At 59.4% G+C, this 18,894-nt stretch carries 19 protein-coding genes; 6 read left to right on the forward strand and 13 right to left on the reverse strand.

The window, feature by feature from the left end; all coding sequences use genetic code 11:
- Window positions 1-88 precede the first annotated feature (88 nt).
- Window positions 89-778, reverse strand: coding sequence for an outer membrane protein (locus ACR0D9_RS09285; protein WP_480538510.1), 690 nt, complete (start codon window positions 776-778; stop codon window positions 89-91).
- A gap of 267 nt (window positions 779-1,045) precedes the next feature.
- Here ACR0D9_RS09285 and ACR0D9_RS09290 point away from each other — a divergent pair, with 267 nt between their 5' ends.
- The gene (locus ACR0D9_RS09290; RefSeq protein WP_480482813.1) at window positions 1,046-1,681 is read left to right on the forward strand and encodes a DUF1326 domain-containing protein; all 636 of its coding nucleotides are present in this window, start codon (window positions 1,046-1,048) and stop codon (window positions 1,679-1,681) included.
- Window positions 1,682-1,693: 12 nt separating this feature from the next.
- Here ACR0D9_RS09290 and ACR0D9_RS09295 read toward each other — a convergent pair whose 3' ends face one another.
- The 3 genes from ACR0D9_RS09295 to pnp all read right to left on the reverse strand — a co-directional run bounded on the left by ACR0D9_RS09295 (window position 1,694) and on the right by pnp (window position 6,579).
- Window positions 1,694-2,698, reverse strand: coding sequence for a Hint domain-containing protein (locus tag ACR0D9_RS09295; RefSeq protein ID WP_480538511.1), 1,005 nt, complete (start codon window positions 2,696-2,698; stop codon window positions 1,694-1,696).
- A 421-nt stretch (window positions 2,699-3,119) separates the two neighbouring features.
- Window positions 3,120-4,343 carry an AAA family ATPase gene (locus ACR0D9_RS09300; protein WP_480538513.1) on the reverse strand — a complete coding sequence of 408 codons (1,224 nt, stop codon included), beginning with the start codon at window positions 4,341-4,343 and terminating at the stop codon, window positions 3,120-3,122.
- A gap of 85 nt (window positions 4,344-4,428) precedes the next feature.
- Window positions 4,429-6,579: a polyribonucleotide nucleotidyltransferase gene (gene pnp, locus ACR0D9_RS09305; protein ID WP_480538515.1), complete on the reverse strand. Its 2,151-nt coding sequence runs from the start codon at window positions 6,577-6,579 to the stop codon at window positions 4,429-4,431.
- Window positions 6,580-6,909: 330 nt separating this feature from the next.
- Between pnp and ACR0D9_RS09310 the strand changes: the two genes are divergently transcribed.
- Window positions 6,910-8,622, forward strand: coding sequence for an adenylate/guanylate cyclase domain-containing protein (locus tag ACR0D9_RS09310; RefSeq protein WP_480538517.1), 1,713 nt, complete (start codon window positions 6,910-6,912; stop codon window positions 8,620-8,622).
- Window positions 8,623-8,783: 161 nt separating this feature from the next.
- Window positions 8,784-9,683: a hypothetical protein gene (locus tag ACR0D9_RS09315; protein WP_480538518.1), complete on the forward strand. Its 900-nt coding sequence runs from the start codon at window positions 8,784-8,786 to the stop codon at window positions 9,681-9,683.
- 88 nt (window positions 9,684-9,771) lie between these two features.
- Here the strand turns inward: ACR0D9_RS09315 and rpsO are convergent, their stop codons facing one another.
- The 6 genes from rpsO to rbfA form a co-directional block, all read right to left on the reverse strand.
- The gene (rpsO, locus tag ACR0D9_RS09320; protein WP_170329634.1) at window positions 9,772-10,041 is read right to left on the reverse strand and encodes a 30S ribosomal protein S15; all 270 of its coding nucleotides are present in this window, start codon (window positions 10,039-10,041) and stop codon (window positions 9,772-9,774) included.
- Between the two features lie 144 nt (window positions 10,042-10,185).
- Complete coding sequence (locus ACR0D9_RS09325) at window positions 10,186-11,220, reverse strand: calcium-binding protein (protein ID WP_480538520.1); 1,035 nt, start codon at window positions 11,218-11,220, stop codon at window positions 10,186-10,188.
- Between the two features lie 95 nt (window positions 11,221-11,315).
- On the reverse strand, window positions 11,316-11,819 hold the full coding sequence (locus ACR0D9_RS09330; RefSeq protein ID WP_480538522.1) for a DUF1643 domain-containing protein: 504 nt from the start codon (window positions 11,817-11,819) through the stop codon (window positions 11,316-11,318).
- A gap of 21 nt (window positions 11,820-11,840) precedes the next feature.
- Window positions 11,841-12,746 (reverse strand): tRNA pseudouridine(55) synthase TruB, encoded by a 906-nt coding sequence (gene truB / locus ACR0D9_RS09335; protein WP_480538570.1) that lies wholly within the window; start codon window positions 12,744-12,746, stop codon window positions 11,841-11,843.
- A 54-nt stretch (window positions 12,747-12,800) separates the two neighbouring features.
- Window positions 12,801-13,544 (reverse strand): phosphodiester glycosidase family protein, encoded by a 744-nt coding sequence (locus ACR0D9_RS09340; RefSeq protein WP_480482831.1) that lies wholly within the window; start codon window positions 13,542-13,544, stop codon window positions 12,801-12,803.
- Window positions 13,541-13,936 carry a 30S ribosome-binding factor RbfA gene (gene rbfA, locus ACR0D9_RS09345; protein WP_209505090.1) on the reverse strand — a complete coding sequence of 132 codons (396 nt, stop codon included), beginning with the start codon at window positions 13,934-13,936 and terminating at the stop codon, window positions 13,541-13,543. The genes ACR0D9_RS09340 and rbfA overlap by 4 nt, the downstream gene beginning before the upstream one ends.
- 92 nt (window positions 13,937-14,028) lie before the next feature.
- Here rbfA and dapB point away from each other — a divergent pair, with 92 nt between their 5' ends.
- Window positions 14,029-14,838, forward strand: coding sequence for a 4-hydroxy-tetrahydrodipicolinate reductase (gene dapB, locus ACR0D9_RS09350; protein WP_480538523.1), 810 nt, complete (start codon window positions 14,029-14,031; stop codon window positions 14,836-14,838).
- 39 nt (window positions 14,839-14,877) lie between these two features.
- Window positions 14,878-15,561: a DUF2306 domain-containing protein gene (locus ACR0D9_RS09355; RefSeq protein WP_480538525.1), complete on the forward strand. Its 684-nt coding sequence runs from the start codon at window positions 14,878-14,880 to the stop codon at window positions 15,559-15,561.
- Here the strand turns inward: ACR0D9_RS09355 and ACR0D9_RS09360 are convergent.
- From ACR0D9_RS09360 to tmpA, 3 genes are read right to left on the reverse strand one after another with little or no spacing between them, the layout of a single operon-like run.
- A complete protein-coding gene (locus ACR0D9_RS09360) occupies window positions 15,548-16,216 on the reverse strand; it encodes an ureidoglycolate lyase (RefSeq protein WP_267363508.1) in 669 nt (222 codons plus the stop codon). The genes ACR0D9_RS09355 and ACR0D9_RS09360 overlap by 14 nt on opposite strands.
- Complete coding sequence (gene tmpB, locus ACR0D9_RS09365; protein ID WP_480538527.1) at window positions 16,213-16,803, reverse strand: (R)-1-hydroxy-2-trimethylaminoethylphosphonate oxygenase; 591 nt, start codon at window positions 16,801-16,803, stop codon at window positions 16,213-16,215. Before tmpB ends, ACR0D9_RS09360 begins: the two co-directional genes overlap by 4 nt.
- A complete protein-coding gene (gene tmpA, locus ACR0D9_RS09370) occupies window positions 16,800-17,936 on the reverse strand; it encodes a 2-trimethylaminoethylphosphonate dioxygenase (protein ID WP_480538528.1) in 1,137 nt (378 codons plus the stop codon). Before tmpA ends, tmpB begins: the two co-directional genes overlap by 4 nt.
- Before the next feature lie 99 nt (window positions 17,937-18,035).
- Between tmpA and ACR0D9_RS09375 the strand changes: the two genes are divergently transcribed.
- On the forward strand, window positions 18,036-18,890 hold the full coding sequence (locus ACR0D9_RS09375; protein WP_480474239.1) for a LysR family transcriptional regulator: 855 nt from the start codon (window positions 18,036-18,038) through the stop codon (window positions 18,888-18,890).
- The last annotated feature ends 4 nt before the right edge of the window (window positions 18,891-18,894 follow it).

Genomic DNA, 18,894 nt, shown 5'->3' on the forward strand with positions numbered 1-18,894 from the left:
CTGCCGGCACGATTTCCCCCCGAGGATATTTGGGGCCAGATGAAGCAGGCGGGGGCAGGGTAACCGAAGGGAGACCTGCCCCTGGACCTCAGAACTTGTACCGAAGCCCGAAATTGACACTGAACGTATCCAGATCGTCTTCGACGGTGCCGGTCAACGCGCCGTTCGGGGCCAGTCGCCGGGACGAGACGTCAAAGGCGCGGGCATAGCGGGCGTCGACGGTAAAGGCGGTTGACGGGTTGATCTCGTAAGCCACACCGGCGATCAGCTGCGCGGCAAAGGCGGCGTCGCTGTCATCCAGCGCCACACCGGGCCCATAGGCAAAATCCAGATCCGAATAGGTGGCCCCCAGACCAAACCCGGCATAGGGCGTCAGCGCACCCGCCTGTTTGAAATCGAACAGCACATTGGCAAACAATGAGGTCTGAGTGACATCGCCCGAGATATTGCCCTCGGCCCCCGGCCCGTTGCCCGAGAAGTTCACACCATCCACGTCGCTGTCGCGGTAAGACAGCTCCAGCTCAATCCGCGTACCGAACCTGTCATTGGACCATTGCGGGATTTCCTTGCCAATGGCCACGCCCAGGCCGAACCCCGCGTCGAACTCCGTGTCGACGGATTGGGGCGTGCCGCCGATCGTGCCTGCGAAATCGCTGTCCTGCAGCTGACTGTACCCGACAAAACCCTGAACATAGGTGCCGTCGCCAAGGCTCTGCGCGGCAAGCGCCGTCGCGCTGGCGGCGAGGGCCGTTGAGGTAAGTAAAATGTGCTTGAACATGATTGTCTCCGTTGCTCCAAAACTCTGCTTGGCCTCGATGTGGGCGGGTTTGACGGAAAGGAAAGGCGCGGGGTTATCACTTCGTTTCACAGGTTTTTGGACGCGCGTGAGTGAATAGATCCGGGGCTGGGGCAGCGCTGTTCATCGGCTTCTTCGGGCCCCTCAGGTTCTGGTTCGCGCCGAATTGTGATAGGGTGCTTAGGGGCAAAACTCAGGCATGCGACCAATCACCTCGGGCTTTCGGACTGTTCAAAGCAGGAGAAGACCATGGCTTTTACAGATTGGTATGTTGAAGGAGAGAGTTTCGGGAACTGCAACTGCGGCTATGCCTGCCCCTGCCAGTTCGAAGAGTTGCCGACCCATGGCGATTGCCGGGGGTTCGAAGTGCTGGAGGTGACCAAAGGGCATTTCGGTGACACCGACCTCAGCGGGACCAAAGCCGCGCTGATCTATGCCTGGCCGGGGCCGATCTTTGAGGGCGGCGGCGAGATGCAGGTGATCGTTGATCCCGCAGCAACCCCGGCACAGCGCGACGCGCTGGAAAAGGTCTTTCACGGTGAAGAAACCGAAGAGATGGCGACGCATTGGTATGTGTTCAGGGCAATGTGCGAGACGGTTCATGACACGCTTTACCTGCCGATCGAATTCGAGATGGACCTCGAAGAACGCACGGCCAGCGTTACCGTTGGTGATGTTCTGAAATCCACCGGACAGCCGATTCAGGCCCCGCATGGCGGCGGCGCGCATCGGGTGCGCATCGATATCCCCGGCGGGATCGAGTTTTCCATTGCCGAGATTGGCAGCGCCTCGACCCGCTCTGATGCCGCGATAAAGCTGGACCTGAAGGACAGCTATGGCCAGTGGCATCTTCTGAAACATGGGCCCGGCGGGGTTGCTCACTGATCGGCACCCCTGTCAGGCGGCGTGCGCAGATGTGTTCGGGACCGATGACCAGCAGGGCAGCGTCAGATCCGCCTTCAGCACCCGAACCTCAAAGGGTTTCAGCACCGGCAACGCGGTTGACCCATAGCCACCGGCACCGCAGGCCAGATCCGGGAACAGGGTGAACAGCTCGCGCCTTGTGGCGGGAGCCATCGCGCCCAGTGTCGTGTCGCCGGGATAGAAGGATTCGGACCAGACCCCTTCGACATTCACCAACTCATGCCGGTCAAAAAGGATATGGACATACTCGACCCCTTGCGCGGGCAGCTCCTGAACGATTGTCCGCCCGTTGATCAGCCCCTTGGCCGGGGCCAGCATCGCGGTCTCGCAATGCATCAGCTCCATCATCGCCGAGGTGACGGCGATCCGGTGTTGTGGCGAGACGACCAGATCACGGTTGGGGCTGTTTGGCCCGAAACATCCCGCCATGATCCGAACCGGACAGAGATGAGGGTCCTGTTGCAACTCCTGCGCTGACAAGCGACGCCTGCCGACCCAGCGCACCGGGCGGATATGGCCCTTGGCAGTGACAACCGGGTCGCCGGGGTTCAGGGTTTCGACCCGGCGCAGCCCGGCGGGTGTCCGGATCAGGGACCCGGCGGTAAAGCACACGAAAGACGGCAGGGTCTGATAAGTAGTTGGCGCTGCCGTCCCGCCAAAGCTGGTCCCCGTGATCGTATCGTTCAGCTGCGCCTGACCCGAGGTGACGATGATGTAGCGCGGGTTCGAGAACTGAACCAGAATGAAGGTGACAGGCGCCCCGTTCACCGTTCCCGAATAGCTTTCGAAGGTGCTGAAATTCTGGCTTGTCCCGGAAAAACCGGGCAGGGCCGACAAATCAAGCTGCGCGCTGTCAGGGTCGGGATCCTGCAACAGGGCGTCATTGTCGGTGATATCAACGGAATAAGCGGCAGTAATATCGACGCTTCTATTGCTATAGGGGTCTGCGCTGATTTCGAAAACGGTTATCGAGGCCACGGTCGAAAAGCATCCCTGAATGCAACATGATCATCCTTATGGTTGAGTAAATACACGCATGAAGTGTTAATAATTGATTTACCAAGCCACGGGACGCCCGACACTCCTGACCGCGCGGACAAAAATAGCCCCGGTCGAAACCGGGGCCTTTCGCATTCAATCAGAGGGTGGGCAGATTACTCTGCGCTTTCCTCTTTAAGCAAAACCAACCTAGCCCCGGCATTTCACATATGCGGATATGTGGGTGGTAGAAGCGGAGGTTAGTGGAAGGTAGCGGAGGTTAGCGGAAGGTAGCGGAGGTTAGTGGAAGGTAGCGGAGGTTAGTGGAAGGTAGCGGAGGTTAGCGGAAGGTAGCGGAGGTTAGCGGAAGGTAGCGGAGGTTAGTGGAAGGTAGCGGAGGTTAGTGGACGGTAGTGAAACATTATTGCAAAACATTTTCAGAATGAGTGCTGGAAACGACAGTTATCCAAGTTGCAAAAGACCTTGTAGGTAACCGATAAAACCCTTTGCGCGCTTCATCAGCTAAGATAATCTCGCGCTTTTTTAAAGCCGCAAGAGCATTATCCACATTAGAAGCGGATACTTCACAGCCTTCAATAATTGACTTGCGTGCAACCCAACCGTCGCCGTGTTCAGCCATAAAATCCAAAACTCGTCTATAATCGTCAGACCAAATCTTTGAATAGTACATCTCGCTGAAGTACTTCGCACCGAGTTGATCTATCGCGCCGTTCTCTGCCGAAGCACCATGAAGTACATCTTTCAAATCAATCGCGTCATCCGTGTCGGTGTCAAAAGCACAGTAACAAAACTGCTGAAGGAAGTGTGGGTATCCTTCAGAAAGATCGCTCAACAGGTCAGTTGCTTCTTCATCAATTTTTGTTTTGCGTTCGTTTTCTTCATTTGCTCTAGCGATGCCTACACAGACTACATTCTTTCTCTCTTTCGGTTCAAGTGGTTGCATGGTCAAAACCTGAAAAACTCTAAGAGATGACTCGTGAGAATCCCGAAGCTTTTGAACAAGAATCGACTGACCAGCGAGCAAGAACAATACGTCGTTGCAACCTCGCTTCGCCAAGCGTTCCGTTACAATTTTTAAAAATTCTCCCAGGCCAGCTTCCACCGGAGGTGTGTCTGCCTCGTCCAGAAGCACTGCGATTCCGTCAAAGTTGCGTGTCTCCGAGATGTCGACGAAGAGGGAAACCAGATCATCAAGTGCTTCGTCGGGGTCGATCTCTTCCTCTTTTCCTCTATAGGCGACGCCCAATATTTCCCAATTGGAAAGAAACTCCCAAACCAGCTTTGCTTTTTCTTTAAGGTTCTCGTGCGAACGGAGCTTGGATTTTAGTTCACGTCCAATTTGCTTAACGATTCCACCCTGCGTTTGAACGCCTGCTAAATCGGTAGAAACAGTCAAGAAATTGAATTCTAAAGCTTCGACGTTGATCTCTCCGCGGGCTATTAGATCTGCATAATTCAATAATGATGATTTTCCTATGCCACGCTCGCCGGAAATGAGGAGGTGCTGAGGGTTGTTATTCTTTGTCTGAAAAAGAGCCTGTTCAATCGCCTCAATCTCATCGAACCGTCCAATGAACATTTCAGGAAAAGCGATCCCGAACGGTACAAACGGATTAAACTTCATGTTCACCTCAGAATTTGCTCTCAGAATACACAAAGGCTCCGGTAATTCCACCGGAGCCCCATAAAAATATCAAGTAAGAAGCAGATTACTCTGCGCTTTCCTCTTTCTTTTCTTTCTTCTCGGGAACGATCTCTTCCCCGGTTTCCTGATCGACCACTTTCATCGACAGGCGAACCTTGCCGCGATCGTCAAAGCCCAGCAGCTTGACCTTCACTTCCTGACCTTCCTTCAGAACATCCGACGGATGGTTCAGGCGGCGGTTTTCGATCTGGGACACGTGGACCAGACCGTCACGCTTACCAAAGAAGTTCACAAAGGCACCGAAATCGACAATCTTGACCACCTTGCCGGTATAGACCTGACCTTCTTCCGGCTCGGCCACGATCGACCAGATCATGTCATAGGCTTTCTTGATCGATTCCCCATCGGGCGATGCGATCTTGATGACGCCATCGTCGTTGATGTCGACCTTGGCACCCGAAACCTCGACGATCTCGCGGATGACCTTGCCGCCCGAACCGATCACTTCACGGATCTTGTCGGTCGGGATGTTCATGGTCTCGATGCGCGGTGCGTGGACCGAGAACTCGTTGGTCTCGGACAGGGCTTTGCCCATCTCGCCCAGGATGTGCATCCGGCCGTCCTTGGCCTGTGCCAGGGCGGTTTCCATGATCTGAGGCGTGATGCCCGCGACCTTGATGTCCATCTGAAGCGAGGTGATGCCGTTTGCAGTACCCGCAACCTTGAAGTCCATATCGCCCAGGTGGTCTTCGTCACCCAGGATGTCGGTCAGAACTGCGTAAGACCCGTCATCTTCCAGGATCAGACCCATGGCCACACCGGCAACCGGAGCTTTCAGCGGAACACCCGCATCCATCATCGACAACGACCCGCCGCAGACAGACGCCATCGAGCTGGAGCCGTTGGATTCAGTGATCTCGGACACCACGCGGATGGTATAGGGGAAGTCGGTCGGCGCAGGCAGAACCGCCTGCAGCGCGCGCCATGCCAGCTTGCCGTGACCGATTTCGCGACGGCCGGGCGAACCCACGCGGCCCACTTCACCAACCGAATAGGGGGGGAAGTTGTAATGCAGCAGGAAGTTCGATTTGAAGTTGCCGTGCAGCGCATCGATGAACTGCTCATCGTCGCCGGTGCCCAGCGTGGTCACGGCCAGCGCCTGGGTTTCACCGCGGGTGAACAGGGCAGAGCCGTGTGTGCGCGGCAGCAACGAGGTTTCGGCTTCGATGGCACGCACATCGGTGGTCGAACGACCGTCGATGCGCTTGCCGCCCTTGACGACGTCACCGCGCAGAATACCGGCTTCCAGCTTTTTCATCGCCGAGCCAAGGTTGGCGTCTTCCAGCTGTTCCTCGGTCAGCGCTTCCTTGATCGCTTCACGGGCAGAGGCAACAGCGGCGGTGCGCTCCTGCTTGTCGGTGATCGCGAACGCGGCGCGCATCTGCTCTTCACCGGCAGCCGAAACGGCGGCAAAAAGCTCCGAGTAATCGGGTGCGACGAATTCGAACGGCTCTTTCGCGGCGTCTTCGGCCAGCGAAATGATCAGGTCGATGACCGGCTGGATCTGCTCATGCGCAAAGGTCACGGCACCCAGCATTTCGGCCTCGGACAGCTCATAGGCTTCCGATTCCACCATCATCACGGCGTCTTTGGTACCGGCAACAACCAGATCCAGACGCTGTTCAGGGTTCAGGCGCAGGTCCTGCATGTCATCCACGGTCGGGTTCAGGACGTATTCGCCATCCACGAATCCAACGCGGGCACCGGCGATCGGGCCCATGAACGGCGCGCCGGAAATGGTCAGCGCAGCCGACGCGGCGATCATTGCAACGATGTCGGGATCATTGACCAGATCGTGGCTCAGCACGGTGCACATCACCAGCACTTCGTTTTTGAAACCGTCAACGAACAGCGGGCGGATCGGACGGTCGATCAGACGCGCGGTCAGCGTCTCTTTCTCGGTCGGGCGCGCTTCGCGCTTGAAGAAGCCACCCGGAACCTTACCGGCGGCGTAATATTTCTCTTGGTAATGTACGGTCAGCGGGAAAAAGTCCTGACCAGGTTTTTGGCTCTTGGCAAAGGTCACGTTGGCCATGACGCTGGTTTCGCCCAGCGTGGCAATCACGGTGCCGTCGGCCTGACGGGCAACCTTGCCGGTTTCCAGTGTCAGCGTTTCCTCGCCCCACTGCATCGATTTCTTCGTTACATCAAACATATGCGTATCCTAGAACGGAGCACTCCCGCCCCTGCGGGTCTCCGGTTTTGCATGGCGGCCCCATTGCCGCCGACCCCATTTATCTTCCGTTCGAGTGCCGGGGTCAGGGCACAACGTCTCAGATACCGCGCGCATACATGAGAATGCGTTGGAAGGAAAGCGAAACCGAAAAAGCTGGCCGGATCATGCTGAGGCAGGTCCTGACCTCTCGCAGCGCGTCGCAAGGCACAGGGGCCGCATGATGGCGCGCTGCGTGCCATTGCCCCCGTCCGGGAAATGGCCTGACAGAACCGGATCACTGCGCTAACCTCACTTTCATCGGGGGTGCGAATGAAAAGACGGCTTACGACAGTGCTGGCGGCTGACGTTGTCGGGTACTCAGCGCTTATGGATCAGGACCGGCAGGGTACACTTGCAGCGCTGAAATCGTTCCGTGACGACACGCTCACTGCCCTGCTGGAATCCCACAACGGCACATTGATCAAAAGCATGGGGGATGGCTGGATCGCTGAATTCCAGTCAACGTCCGACGCGTCGGATTTTGCGATTGCCCTGCAATCCTGCGACAAGCCCGAAGGGCTGCGGCTGCGCATCGGTATTCACACGGGCGAGGTCATTGCGGAAGGCGAAGACATCTTCGGTGATGGCATCAATGTCGCTGCCCGGCTCGAGGCTCTGGCCAAACCCGACCAGATCCTGATCTCGGACACGGCGCATCACAGCCTTGACCGGGGTGATGCGGGTCTGTTCGGCGGCGGCGGGCAGGCCGAGCTAAAGAACATCACGCGCCGCGTTGGTGTCTGGTGTTGGCCAAAGGGCTCAACCGCCAATCTTGCAACACCCGCCGACACCCGCCCGGGGATCGCCGTTCTGCCCTTCGACAACATGTCCGGCGACCCCGAGCAAGAGTTCTTTGCCGACGGTATAACCGAGGACATCATCACGGAACTGTCGCGCTTTCGCTGGCTGATGGTCGTGGCCCGCAACTCGTCCTTCATCTTCAAGGGAAAAACGACGGATATCCGCCAGGTCGGCCTGACGCTCGGGGTTCGGTATGTGCTGGAAGGATCCGTCCGCCGCGCGGGACAGCGTGTCCGGATCACCGGGCAGTTGATCGATGCGGAAAATGGCAGCCACCTGTGGGCCGATCGCTTTGACGGGGTGCTGGACGATATCTTCGAGCTTCAGGACAAGGTCACGCAAGAGGTCGTCACGGCGATCGAACCTTCGCTGCGCCAAGCCGAAACGAACCGATCCCGCGCCAAGCCGACCGAAAGCCTCGAAGCCTATGAACTCTATCTTCAGGCGCAGTCGCAATTTCATCTGCTGACAGATGACGCCAATCGCGAAGCCATCCGGCTGACAACGCTGGCGCTGGACCGCGACCCGGATTACGCCGCAGCCGCAGGGCTGCTGGCATGGCTGCATATTCAACGCCTTGTGCAGGGGCTCGATCCCATCGGCGAAGGGCCCAGGGCCGCCATCAGCGCGGCAGAACGCGTTCTCATGAGCGACCGCGCCGACGGCATTGCCATGGCTTATGCGGCGCATTCAATCTCGATGCTGGCCCGCGACTTGCCGCGCGCGCGGGCGGCGTTCAAACAGGCTCTGGCCGAAAACCCCAATGCTGCAAGTGTTCACATGCTCGCCTCTATCAACCTGTGCATGTTGAACCGGTCGGACGAGGCATTGGAACACGCAACACATGCCATTGAACTCAGCCCGAAAGACCCGATGCGCCATGCGGCGCATATCGCCCGGGCAAGTGCGCTTTTTCAGTTGCGCCGGTATGACGAGGCCGCCGCCGCCGCGCGTGACGCTCTGGCCGTTCGGTCAGGATTTGTCATGAGCCACCTGATGCTTGTTGCCGCCTTGGGCCAGATGTCGGATGCCGCAGCGGCGCAGGCGGCGATAAGCGACCTGCAAGCGCTGCGCCCCGATATCACCGCTTCCTCGGATCAGACCAGCCTGCCGGTCTTTACCGTTCCGGCCTGTGCGGAAAGCTGGCGCGAAGGGTGGAAAAAGGCCGGTCTTCCCGAATAACGGCTGGTCTACAGATACGCGTTCTGCTGCGGCCACGAAACTCCGCGCGCCCCGGCTGGCGACGTCCGGATGTTCAAGTGTGATGTTCACCACAGAGGGAATTTAAAACTCGTCTATTGTGCAGGCTTATTGTGTCAAAGTTAATGAAAGTAGGTTTACCCATGAAGCTCCATTCCGCCTCTGGCATTTCATTCAACCCTGATGTGTTCGACGAGTCATTCATCGAAATGCTCGACAAGCTCCCCGAGGACGCGGTCGAGGACATCGACCTTGATGCAGGCCCGAAGATGCCGCTGATGACAACCCCCGCCGCCGAACCAAGTGCGGCGGACGTGGCCGCGATCATGGAAAGCGCATGGCAAGAGCTTTATGCCTCAGACGAAGGGGCCGATATCCGGGCGCTACCGGCGGACCAGCAGGCGCAGATCAAGGCGCGGTTCCTGTCCCCCGACCCGATACCCGAGGCCGAAGCCGCCACGGTTCCCGTCGATGCCGCGCCGTTTTCGGTGCAGGAAACTGCAGACAGCCTGATCCTGATGCAGGGGGACACGCCGCTTTTGGGGGCACCGCTGGGCACCAGCAGGAAAAAGCGCAAGAAGGCCGCGCTGAACACCTTTATCGGGGCCGCCGCCAAGGCCTTTGCCGATATCATCACGATGGCCATGGCGGCACTGGGGGTTTATCAGGCGCTCGGAACCAAGACGGTCACGCGGGCCGGGGCCGGGATTGCCGTCAAATGCAGCGGACCGATCAGCCGCCACGCCGGTGCAATCGCCAAGGCCGGAACGGCGGGCAGCGATCTGGCCATGATGAAGGCCATGCTGGGCGTCGCCAAGGCGTCCGTCGGGTTCACCAAACTTGCGGGCATCGTTCTGACCGACATGAGCGGCCTTGAAAAAGCCGCCGCGATTGCCACCTGCGTCGGCGGCATGACACTGGCCGTCGCCTCGGCAAGCGGGTCGTTCTGGCTGTCGATGCTGGCGATGGTAACCGCAGTTGCGATGTTCGTGATCGACACCGCCTTGGCGGTCGATACCTACAAAAAGTGGCAGGCAATCTGACCCGAAATCAAAGACGCCCGCCAATTGGGCGGGCGTACAAATCTTACAAACCGGGGTTCAGAACCGGTACAAAACGTAACAAATACGTTTAGCGGCGGATGCCCAGCTTTTTGATCAGGTCCTGGTAACGCGCCTCTTCCTTGCCCTTCAGGTAGTCCAGCAGCTTACGGCGCTGAGCAACCATTTTCAGCAGACCACGACGACCGTGGTTGTCTTTCTTGTGGGTCTTGAAGTGCTCGGTCAGGGTGTTGATGCGCGAGGTCAGGATAGCAACCTGTACTTCAGGCGAACCGGTGTCGCCTTCTTTGGTTGCGAATTCTTGCATGACACGTGCTTTTTCAGCGGCAGTGATCGACATCGGGGTCTCCTTTGAAAGGTTAGAGTTGATGGCGCAGGCCGGGATGTCGTCCAGCACAGGCCCATGGAGAAAACCGCACCGATTCCGATGCGGATGGGCGCGTATAAGCGCATTTGACCCAAATGGCAAAGGGTTTCTGCGGGCTCAGACCATCTGCCCGTATTGTGCCAACTGCGCTTCGGTGATCAGCTGAATGTCAGCCGCTGTCATTCCTTCGGCACCATATACCTGCGCAACTTCCTGGCCATCTATGAAAACCCTTGTCAGGTTGGCGTTTTCGGCGTCGGCCTCAACCTCGATTGCCGGGTCGGTCTCATCCTCCCACGTCACCAGCAGCTTGTCTTCGCCGGGTTGAAACCCCATCACGGTCACCTGATCGTCGCCTGGGTTCAACACGATGTCATCGGCCCCGTCTCCGCCCGTTACCACGTCTTTGCCGCCTGCCAGAATGGTATCGTCACCCGCACCGCCGTTCAGGAAATCCCTTTCGGCGGCACCCTCTTCGATCCCGAAAACAAAGTCGTCTCCATCCCCGCCAAAGACGGTATCCTCACCTTCGCCCCCGTTCAGAACATCATCCCCGAACCCGCCCTGCAACGCATCATCCCCTGCGCCACCGTCCAGCCTGTCGTCGCCCTGACCGCCAAACAGTTCGTCCTCACCCGCACCGCCATCCAGTGTGTCGTCACCAAAGTGACCGTAAAGGGCGTCCTCCGCGTCATCTCCGAACAAGAGGTCGTCATCCGCCTCACCGTGCAGGATGTCATTTCCCTGCCCGCCCGATATCTCATCCGCGCCGTCGCCCCCGTGCAGAACGTCGTTGCCCTTGGCACCGCTTATCGTGTCGTCCCCGCCATAGCCGTTGATCTGATCGACACCGTCCTGCCCGGTAATCACGTCCGAACCATCGTCACCGGCAATCACGAGATCGCCTTCAAACTCCGAGATCACAGTCCCGGTGGAGGGTGCCTCGTCACTGTCCGGCGAAGGTTCGGTGTCGGTGCTTTCCGGATCTTCGACACCCTCGCCGATGACCAGAAACTCACCAGTATCAACCTCGGCTGATGGTTCACCTTCGGGGTTTTCATCCGGCGTGTCGTCCTCTTCGATCAGAAAATCGCTCATCGCGTAAGCAGCGCCGCCGATGGCGGCCAGTCCAAGCAATCCGGCCAGAAACATGGAACCCCTCCGAAAGCATGATGCTCCGAGGGTGGAATATCCCATATCGCCCGTCACAGGGTCAAAGGTAAACCTTTGAAATGGTTAACCCTTTGTCACCAGAACTCAGGCTGCTGCGTATAGGCGATATAAAGCGGATGTTTGGGGTGACCGTCCTTGGTCAGGCCCAGATGGAACAGCGATTGGCCGGTGCCGCGCAACAGGGTTTCCACCGCAGGGCCACGCTCCAGATGCGCGCCATGCGTGCCCCAGGCCGCGATGACCTGATCGGCCCATTGCACGCCGTCCAGAATGGCCGCGTCATTCTCGGGCCCGACCGGATCGGCGGCAGCCCGCATCTTGCGCGGGTCGGTGTCGCGCCACGCAAAGATGTTCGTGACCTGAAACGCCCCGAACCCCAACGCGCGTGCGCGCCGTTCACAGCGTTCCACCGTCGGATCGTTCTGCACCTCGGTCGCGGTTGACGGGTTCAGCATCACAAATAATGCCTTGCGCCCTTCAGGGTCCCAGATGCGGGTCAGGCTATAGCGGTATTTCTCGCAATCGGAATATATGGCGGTCGAGGGCGCGTCGCCCTTGGTGTGGGAACGGGTGATCATGCCCTTCGCCTAACACGACTCTCAGTCGACGAACACCCGGCTGGGGTGCAATTCACCGGATTTATAGATGCCCACGGCCACGGCCTTGCCGTCGAACGATGCCCAGGCCTCGTCGCCGTATTCCACGTCCCCAGCCAGCACCATGCCCGGATTGCCATTGCGCAGGCGGGTGGCGCCTTCGGGTGTGCATTTCAGTTCGGGTAGGTCGGACAGGCCGGTTTCCAGCGGGTGCAGATACTCGTCCAGGGCGGTTGTTTTCGCCATCTCGTCAATCTGTTCGATGCTCAACCCGTCCTCGGCCTCGAACGGGCCGGACCAGATGCGGCGCAGTTCCTTGACGTGGCCGTGGCACCCCAGCGCCTCGCCCAGATCGCGGGCAATCGAGCGGACATAGCCGCCTTTGCCGCAGGTCATTTCCAGCACCACATGGTCTTCGTCGGGGCGGTCGACAAGGATCAGTTCCTCGACCCAGAGGCGGCGGGCGGTCAGCTCCACATCTTCCCCATCGCGGGCCAGTTTATAGGCGCGTTGGCCGTCGATCTTAACCGCCGAGAATTTGGGCGGCACCTGCATGATGTCACCCAGAAACGGGGTCAGCGCCTGTTTGATATCGTCATCCGAGGGCCGCGCATCACTTTGCGCGATCACTTCGCCCTCGGCATCGTCCGTGTTGGTGGCCTGCCCCAGACGCACGGTAAAAGTATAGGCTTTCAAGGCATCGGTGATATAGGGAACGGTCTTGGTCGCCTCGCCCAAGGCAATTGCCAGAACGCCGGTCGCCTCGGGATCCAGCGTGCCCGCATGGCCCGCCTTTTTGGCATCCATCGCCCAACGCACCTTGTTGACCACGGCGGTCGAGGTCATGCCCGCGGGCTTGTCCACCACCAGCCAGCCGGAAATGTCGCGACCCTTGCGTTTGCGTCCCATCATGCACCTTGAATCTTGCTAAGGCGCGCGAGTTAACGGATCACTCTGCCGCTGTCAATTTGCGGGCGTTTCTTCGACGACGCCGACAATCGGCCCCAGCGAGAATCCCAGATCCGAGCGGTTGCTGGCCCGCTCATACATTCGCGAGATATTGCCGTCGAAAAACAGCGCGTTTGGCGTGCCAAGCACATCGCGGAACAGACGTCCGAACTCGTGGAAGGTGACATAATCTTCCGAGATCGCAAACACCGCCCGTGTACCATCGGAACTGGTGCCGACCCCATTGCGAACATAAAGCGAGGTCGAATCGGGCAGGAAACGCGGGTGCAGTTCTCCGTCGATCACCAGCATGGGACCGGATTGGGTGGCAAAGCGGCAGGTGGGCGCCTGATCCACGTATTCAAGCGTTTCAAACACATCTGCCCGGCCTTCGCGGATGCAGAACACGCCATTGGGCAGCAAACCGAAGTTGCCGGGGCCGGGGTTGGTGATCACACGCATCTGCTCCTGGCCGTCCTCGACATAATGGCCAACGGGTGAACGGTCGTCGTGGTACATGCCCGCGTTCATCGCAAAGGTCAGCCGTTCGCCTTCCGGGGCCAGCACTTCGTTGACCGCCGAAAAATGCCCCAATACCTGACCGTCTTCACCGTTCAGAAACAGCCGCAGATCTTCATTGGCGGCATCGACGTTGCAAACCGTATAACGTTTGTCCTCATGGGTCAGCTTTTCACAAGTGACCGCGCCTGCCTGCGCGGCCCAAAGAAGCGTCGCCAATGTGACAAACGTGCGGATCACTCGTCCAGATCGCGGCGCACCGCGTCCTGTTCGAACATGCGGCGGGTGTCGTCCAGACGGTCGAACGTGTCATCCAGCCGAAAGCGCAGATCGGGCGCGAATTTCAGGCCGACTTTCTTGCCGACCATGCGCCGCAGCTCACCCTTGTTGCGGGCCAGAAGTTCGATCACGTCCTCCTGCCCTCTGCCGCCAAGGGGCAGCACATAGGCGGTGGCGATCTTCAGATCGGGCGAGGTGCGCACCTCACCCACGGTGATCGACATGCGATTCAGGTCGGGGTCGTGGACATCTCCGCGCGCCAGAACTTCGGACAGGGTGCGGCGGATCAGTTCGCCGACACGCAGCTGCCGTTGGGACGGGCCGGGGCCATCGTGGAATTTGTTCTTTGCCATAAACCCCGATCTAAGCGCAAAGCAGGGCTTTGCCAAGCGGGCGCGAACCGGGTAGGAGGCTTTGAGCCGACTTAACGAAAAGGACCAGCGCAATGACCCATATTCCGGGGATCGTCATCACAGGGGCTTCGGGCCGTATGGGGCAGATGCTGATCAAGACCGTGACGGACAGCGATCAGGCCCGTCTGGTCGGCGTGGTCGAACGCAAGGACCATGACTGGATCGGTCAGGATGTGGGCGAGGCCATGGGCGGGCAGGCACTGGGCGTCACCGTCACCGACGATCCGCTGGAGGCCTTTGCGCAGGCGCAGGCAGTGATCGACTTCACCGCGCCCGAGGCGACACTGGAATTCGCTGCGCTGGCGGCGCAGGCGCGCTGTGTGCATGTGATCGGCACCACCGGCATGTCCGACGAACAGATCGCGGCACTGGAACCCGCGTCCCGCCATGCGGTGATCGTACGGGCCGGAAACATGAGCCTTGGCGTCAACCTTCTGGTGCAATTGACCAAAAAGGTCGCAGCCGCATTGGATGAGGATTTCGATATCGAGATCATCGAAGGTCACCACCGTCACAAGGTCGATGCACCTTCGGGCACGGCGCTGATGCTGGGCGAGGCCGCAGCCGAAGGGCGCGGCGTTGAGTTGTCGGACGTGTCCGACCGGGGTCGGGACGGCATCACCGGCGCGCGCAAGCGTGGAGATATCGGTTTTCACGCTATTCGCGGCGGCGACATCGTGGGGGAACATGATGTCCTGTTCGCCGCCCCCGGAGAACGCATCGTCCTGCGCCATTTGGCCACCGACCGCGCCATCTTTGCCCGCGGCGCGTTGAAAGCGGCGCTGTGGGGGCAGGGCAAATCCCCCGGTCAATATGACATGGTGGATGTGCTTGGGCTGTAAGCCATAGACGGGCTGCTCGACGGCGTTACACTCGGGCGTATGCGGAACCTGACATCACGTGTGATGACCGGATTGGTGCTGGTCCTGTTCTATCTGACCCTGCTGCCCTTCGTCGCGCAGGGGTTTGACATGATCGGCGTCGGGCTGTCTGAGAGCGCGGCACAAAAAAGCTACTTGTTTGCCTATGACCAGAGTGTCGCTAATGCGGCGATGATGTTGCATATCTTTGCCGGAACGGTGTTGGTGGCTCTTGTGCCGCTGCAACTGCTGAAAGGGCTTCGGCTGAAATACAATCGGTTTCACCGCGGCTTGGGTGTGGCTCTGATTGCGTCGGCTTTGATCACCGGACTGGCAGGAATGACCTATATCCCCCTGCGGGGAACGATCGGTGGACCGATGATGTCTGCAGCGTTTTTCTTGTATGGGCTCTGTCTGTTCACTGCAGCTCTGATGGTGGCGCGCATGGCTATAATCGCGGATCGTGCTGGCCATTGGGCGTGGGGTCTGCGGCTGTTCTGGCTGGCGCTGGGGTCGTGGCTCTACCGTGTGCATTATACGGTTTGGTATCTGTTGACCGGCGGGTTGGGGTCAGAGCCTGATTTCTCGGGCCCTTTCGATCAGGTTCAGAACTTCGCGTTCTTCGTACCGTACCTGCTGGCTACGCAGATTTGGATCGCGCGTAGCCGATCTGCTCATCGGGGGGCTCTGATCACAAATCCCTGATTTTGTCGGCGCGCAGCGGGCAGGCGAGGTAGACGCCAAATTCCTGACCGATATCAGCGCTGACGCGGGCGTGCACCGCACCCTGCCGATCGAGGAACCGCTGGTTGTCTTCAACTGGGAATATCCCCTCGTGCCAGATACCGGGATGGATATACAGCCCGCGCGAACCGTCGCACCAGAACGCCACCACCTTTTCCGGCGTCAGGTTGTCGCCGGGCAATGCAGCAGGAATGATGAAGGGCTTGTTGTCGAGTGGCCAGAACATCTGCCCGCCATCCGGGTGGTAGTTCATGTGCCACAGCAGCACCTGATCGCGGGGCGCTGTTTGGCGGCTTGTCTGTGCCTGCTGCGGATCGGTGGACCAGCCGAGGACATAGTGGCCATTGACCGCTTCGTTCTCGCCATAAAGTACGTCGCCCTTCCACTCACCACGAAAGGTGCCTTCGACCCAGCCGCCTTCGTCGCCGGTGCCTTCATCGATCGGCCGCCACCCCTGTTGTGGCCAGCGGGTGATCTCGATCTCGAACCCTTCGGGATCATCGACCAGACACCCATAGCCTTTGACCGAGGCGTCCGTCGCGCGGATCAGGGGAACCTCGTGCCAGGGCAACGACGGTTTGGTGCTGGCTTCAAAGATATATTCCGGGGCGTTCATGCGGCCTCCATGTGCTTGTCGACCATACGCTGCACCATCGGCGCAAAATGTGCAAAGTCAGGGGTTTCCATATCCGCGCGTTTTCCGGCCTCATCCAGATAGCGGACCTGAATGATCTCTTTCAGGTTCGGGTTGGTTTCGAATGCGGCAACTTCTTCGGCGCTCATCGGACCACCTTGCAGTTCCAACGTGTGAACCGATGCGGCGGACAGGCGATTGAAATACTCGGGTTTGGTGGCACAAAGATACCGCTTGGCCGCCACGTGATAGCGGCAGCAATCGGTGATGACCGAAGGGAAGAACTGCTCCAGTACCTCGGCGCCTGCGTCCTCATGGTGGCGGTCTTCGGTGTCATCCGGGTGGTAGGTGCCGAACTCGGATGTGAAATGGCCGATGTCGTGCAGCAAGGCGCCCACGATAATTTCCTCGGGCATCCCGTTCTGCTCGGCAATGGTTGCGCCTTGCAGCATGTGCTGGGCCATGGTGACAGGCTCGCCCAGATATTCTTCACCGCCGCGGCGCGCAAAGATGTCGCCGATGAAGGCAACGATATTGTCCCGGTTCAGGGTTGCGAAATCAGGTTTCATTCCGCCGCCTCCGGCTGCGCCATCTCCATCGCCGCCAGTGTGGACAGCAACCCGTCCTTGTCAGCGTAACATCCCTGCAACCAGCGCGACCCGGCCCCGGAATAGCCCAGCCGCGCGTGCAGGACGCGGGTGTTGTCGACGATAAAGCTTTCCCCCGGTTCCAGTTTGAACGACACGCCCATGGCCGGGTCGTCGATGATATCCCCCAATTGGCGATAGGCGGCGTAATAAGCCTCCATCTTGTCAAACGGCACATCCACAAAGGGGGCGGAAGAGCGGTTGTTGAAGCGGATGCCGATCAGCTCGCCATCCGGTGACAACTCGATCATCGGGCGGCGCGACCGCAGACAGACCCCGTCCGAGCCCTTGTATTCGAACCGCGCCGGATATCCGGCCAGCAGGGCAAAGCCTTCGGGGTTTGCGTAACGCAGTTTTTCGATGGCGCGGAAGCCGTCAACAACGATGGACTCCCCACCTTCAGCCGAGTTTTCCAGACAATAGAGGATTTGCAAGGTCGGCACCGGGTCGCGATAGGGGTTGTCGGTATGCGCCTGAAGGCCAAGCCCGGTATAGGCAAGGTTTGTCGGGTTCACCTCGGTCCGCACCTCGAAATAGGGGCCATAATTGGTTTCGCGGACATAGCCGAACAGGTCAGCGACCTTCAGCAGCGATTCAGGCTCGGTCGGGCCGCCGGTCAGCTTGGCAAAGCCGAACTCGGCCACAGCGGCCAGCCAATTGCGCTTGGCCGCCGGGCTGGCATGGACCTCGTTCCAATCGCCGCTGGGCGCGGCGATGCCACTTTCCCAGGTCGTGATGCCGGGGGCGATGCGACCCAGCGCAATGTCATGATCGCGGTCATAGCCGTTTTCGGCCAACCAGTCCGCCGGGAAGGTAACGGTTTTGCCCTCAGGCTGGAACGTGACTTGCAGGTCACCCGCGACCACCTCGACTGAACTGACCGAAATGTCGGCAGGAATATCGCCGATAGTAATCAGGCGCTGACCGTTGCCCGGTGCGCGGGTATCAGCGTCCAGCGCGTTGTCGCGCAGCCAGATGGCGTGGAAACGGGCCTTGGTCCCGGTATCAAACGCGACTGTAACAATCGAGGTGTCGTGGGTGGCGGTGCGCAGCATTGGGGGTCTCCTGTTCGGCGCGGGCTTTGGTTGAGCAGATACGCCGTTCGTGGCATTACGACAATTAATCCTTATTTCGGCTGAGGCTTGGAAAAACTAATGGCTAAGAATAAGACCGGATTACCGCCGCTGGATTGGTTGCGCGTGTTCGAAGCCGCCGGGCGGCTTGGCGGGTTCTCGGCCGCGGCGAAAGAGTTCGGGTTGACGCAGGCCGCTGTCAGCCAAAGGATCGGCAATCTTGAGGCGTGGCTGGGCCGGTCCCTGTTTGTGCGCGAGGCGCGCGGCGTGTCGCTGACGGTCGAAGGTGAAAGCTATCTGCCGCTCGTGCAGGACAGCCTGCTGGCGTTGGAACGCAACACTGAGGATCTGTTTGGAAAATCGCCACGCGAACTCAGGGTCGCCGGGTTGTCATCAAACATTCACGCCCTTGTTGTACCAGCCCTGCCTGTGTTCCGAAATCTGCGCCCCGAGGTGCGGGTGATGACCGACTCGGTTGCGCGCCGGTCGTCGCTGGACGAGGAACGCACCTGGCTGCAAATCCGCTATGGCAGGGGGGTGTGGGCCGGGCGCGACGCGGTATTGATCGCGCGCGAGGTGCTGGTGCCGATGGCCGCGCCGGGTGTTGAATGGGGTGCCCCCCTGATCGATCTGCGCGGTGAACGTCCGGGCTGGCGCGAGTGGGTCCGGAAATGCGGGCATGGAGAAGTCGCGCCATCACATGTCAGTTTCGATTCGATGGAACACGCCGTTTCGGCGGCAAGGCGCGGAATGGGGATCGTTCTGGGCTCGGTTCCGCTGGCGTCCGGTGACCTAAAGGATGGCCGGTTGCGCAGGTTAGAGCTGCCAGAGCTGCAAACCAAGGACGGGTATTGGCTGACATGGCCCGAAGATCGGGCGCAGTCCAGGAAACAGCGCGCCCTGATCGATGATTTTCTGAAGGCGCTGCGCGGCTGAGGGC

This window comes from Ruegeria sp. AK11, from assembly GCF_056541095.1.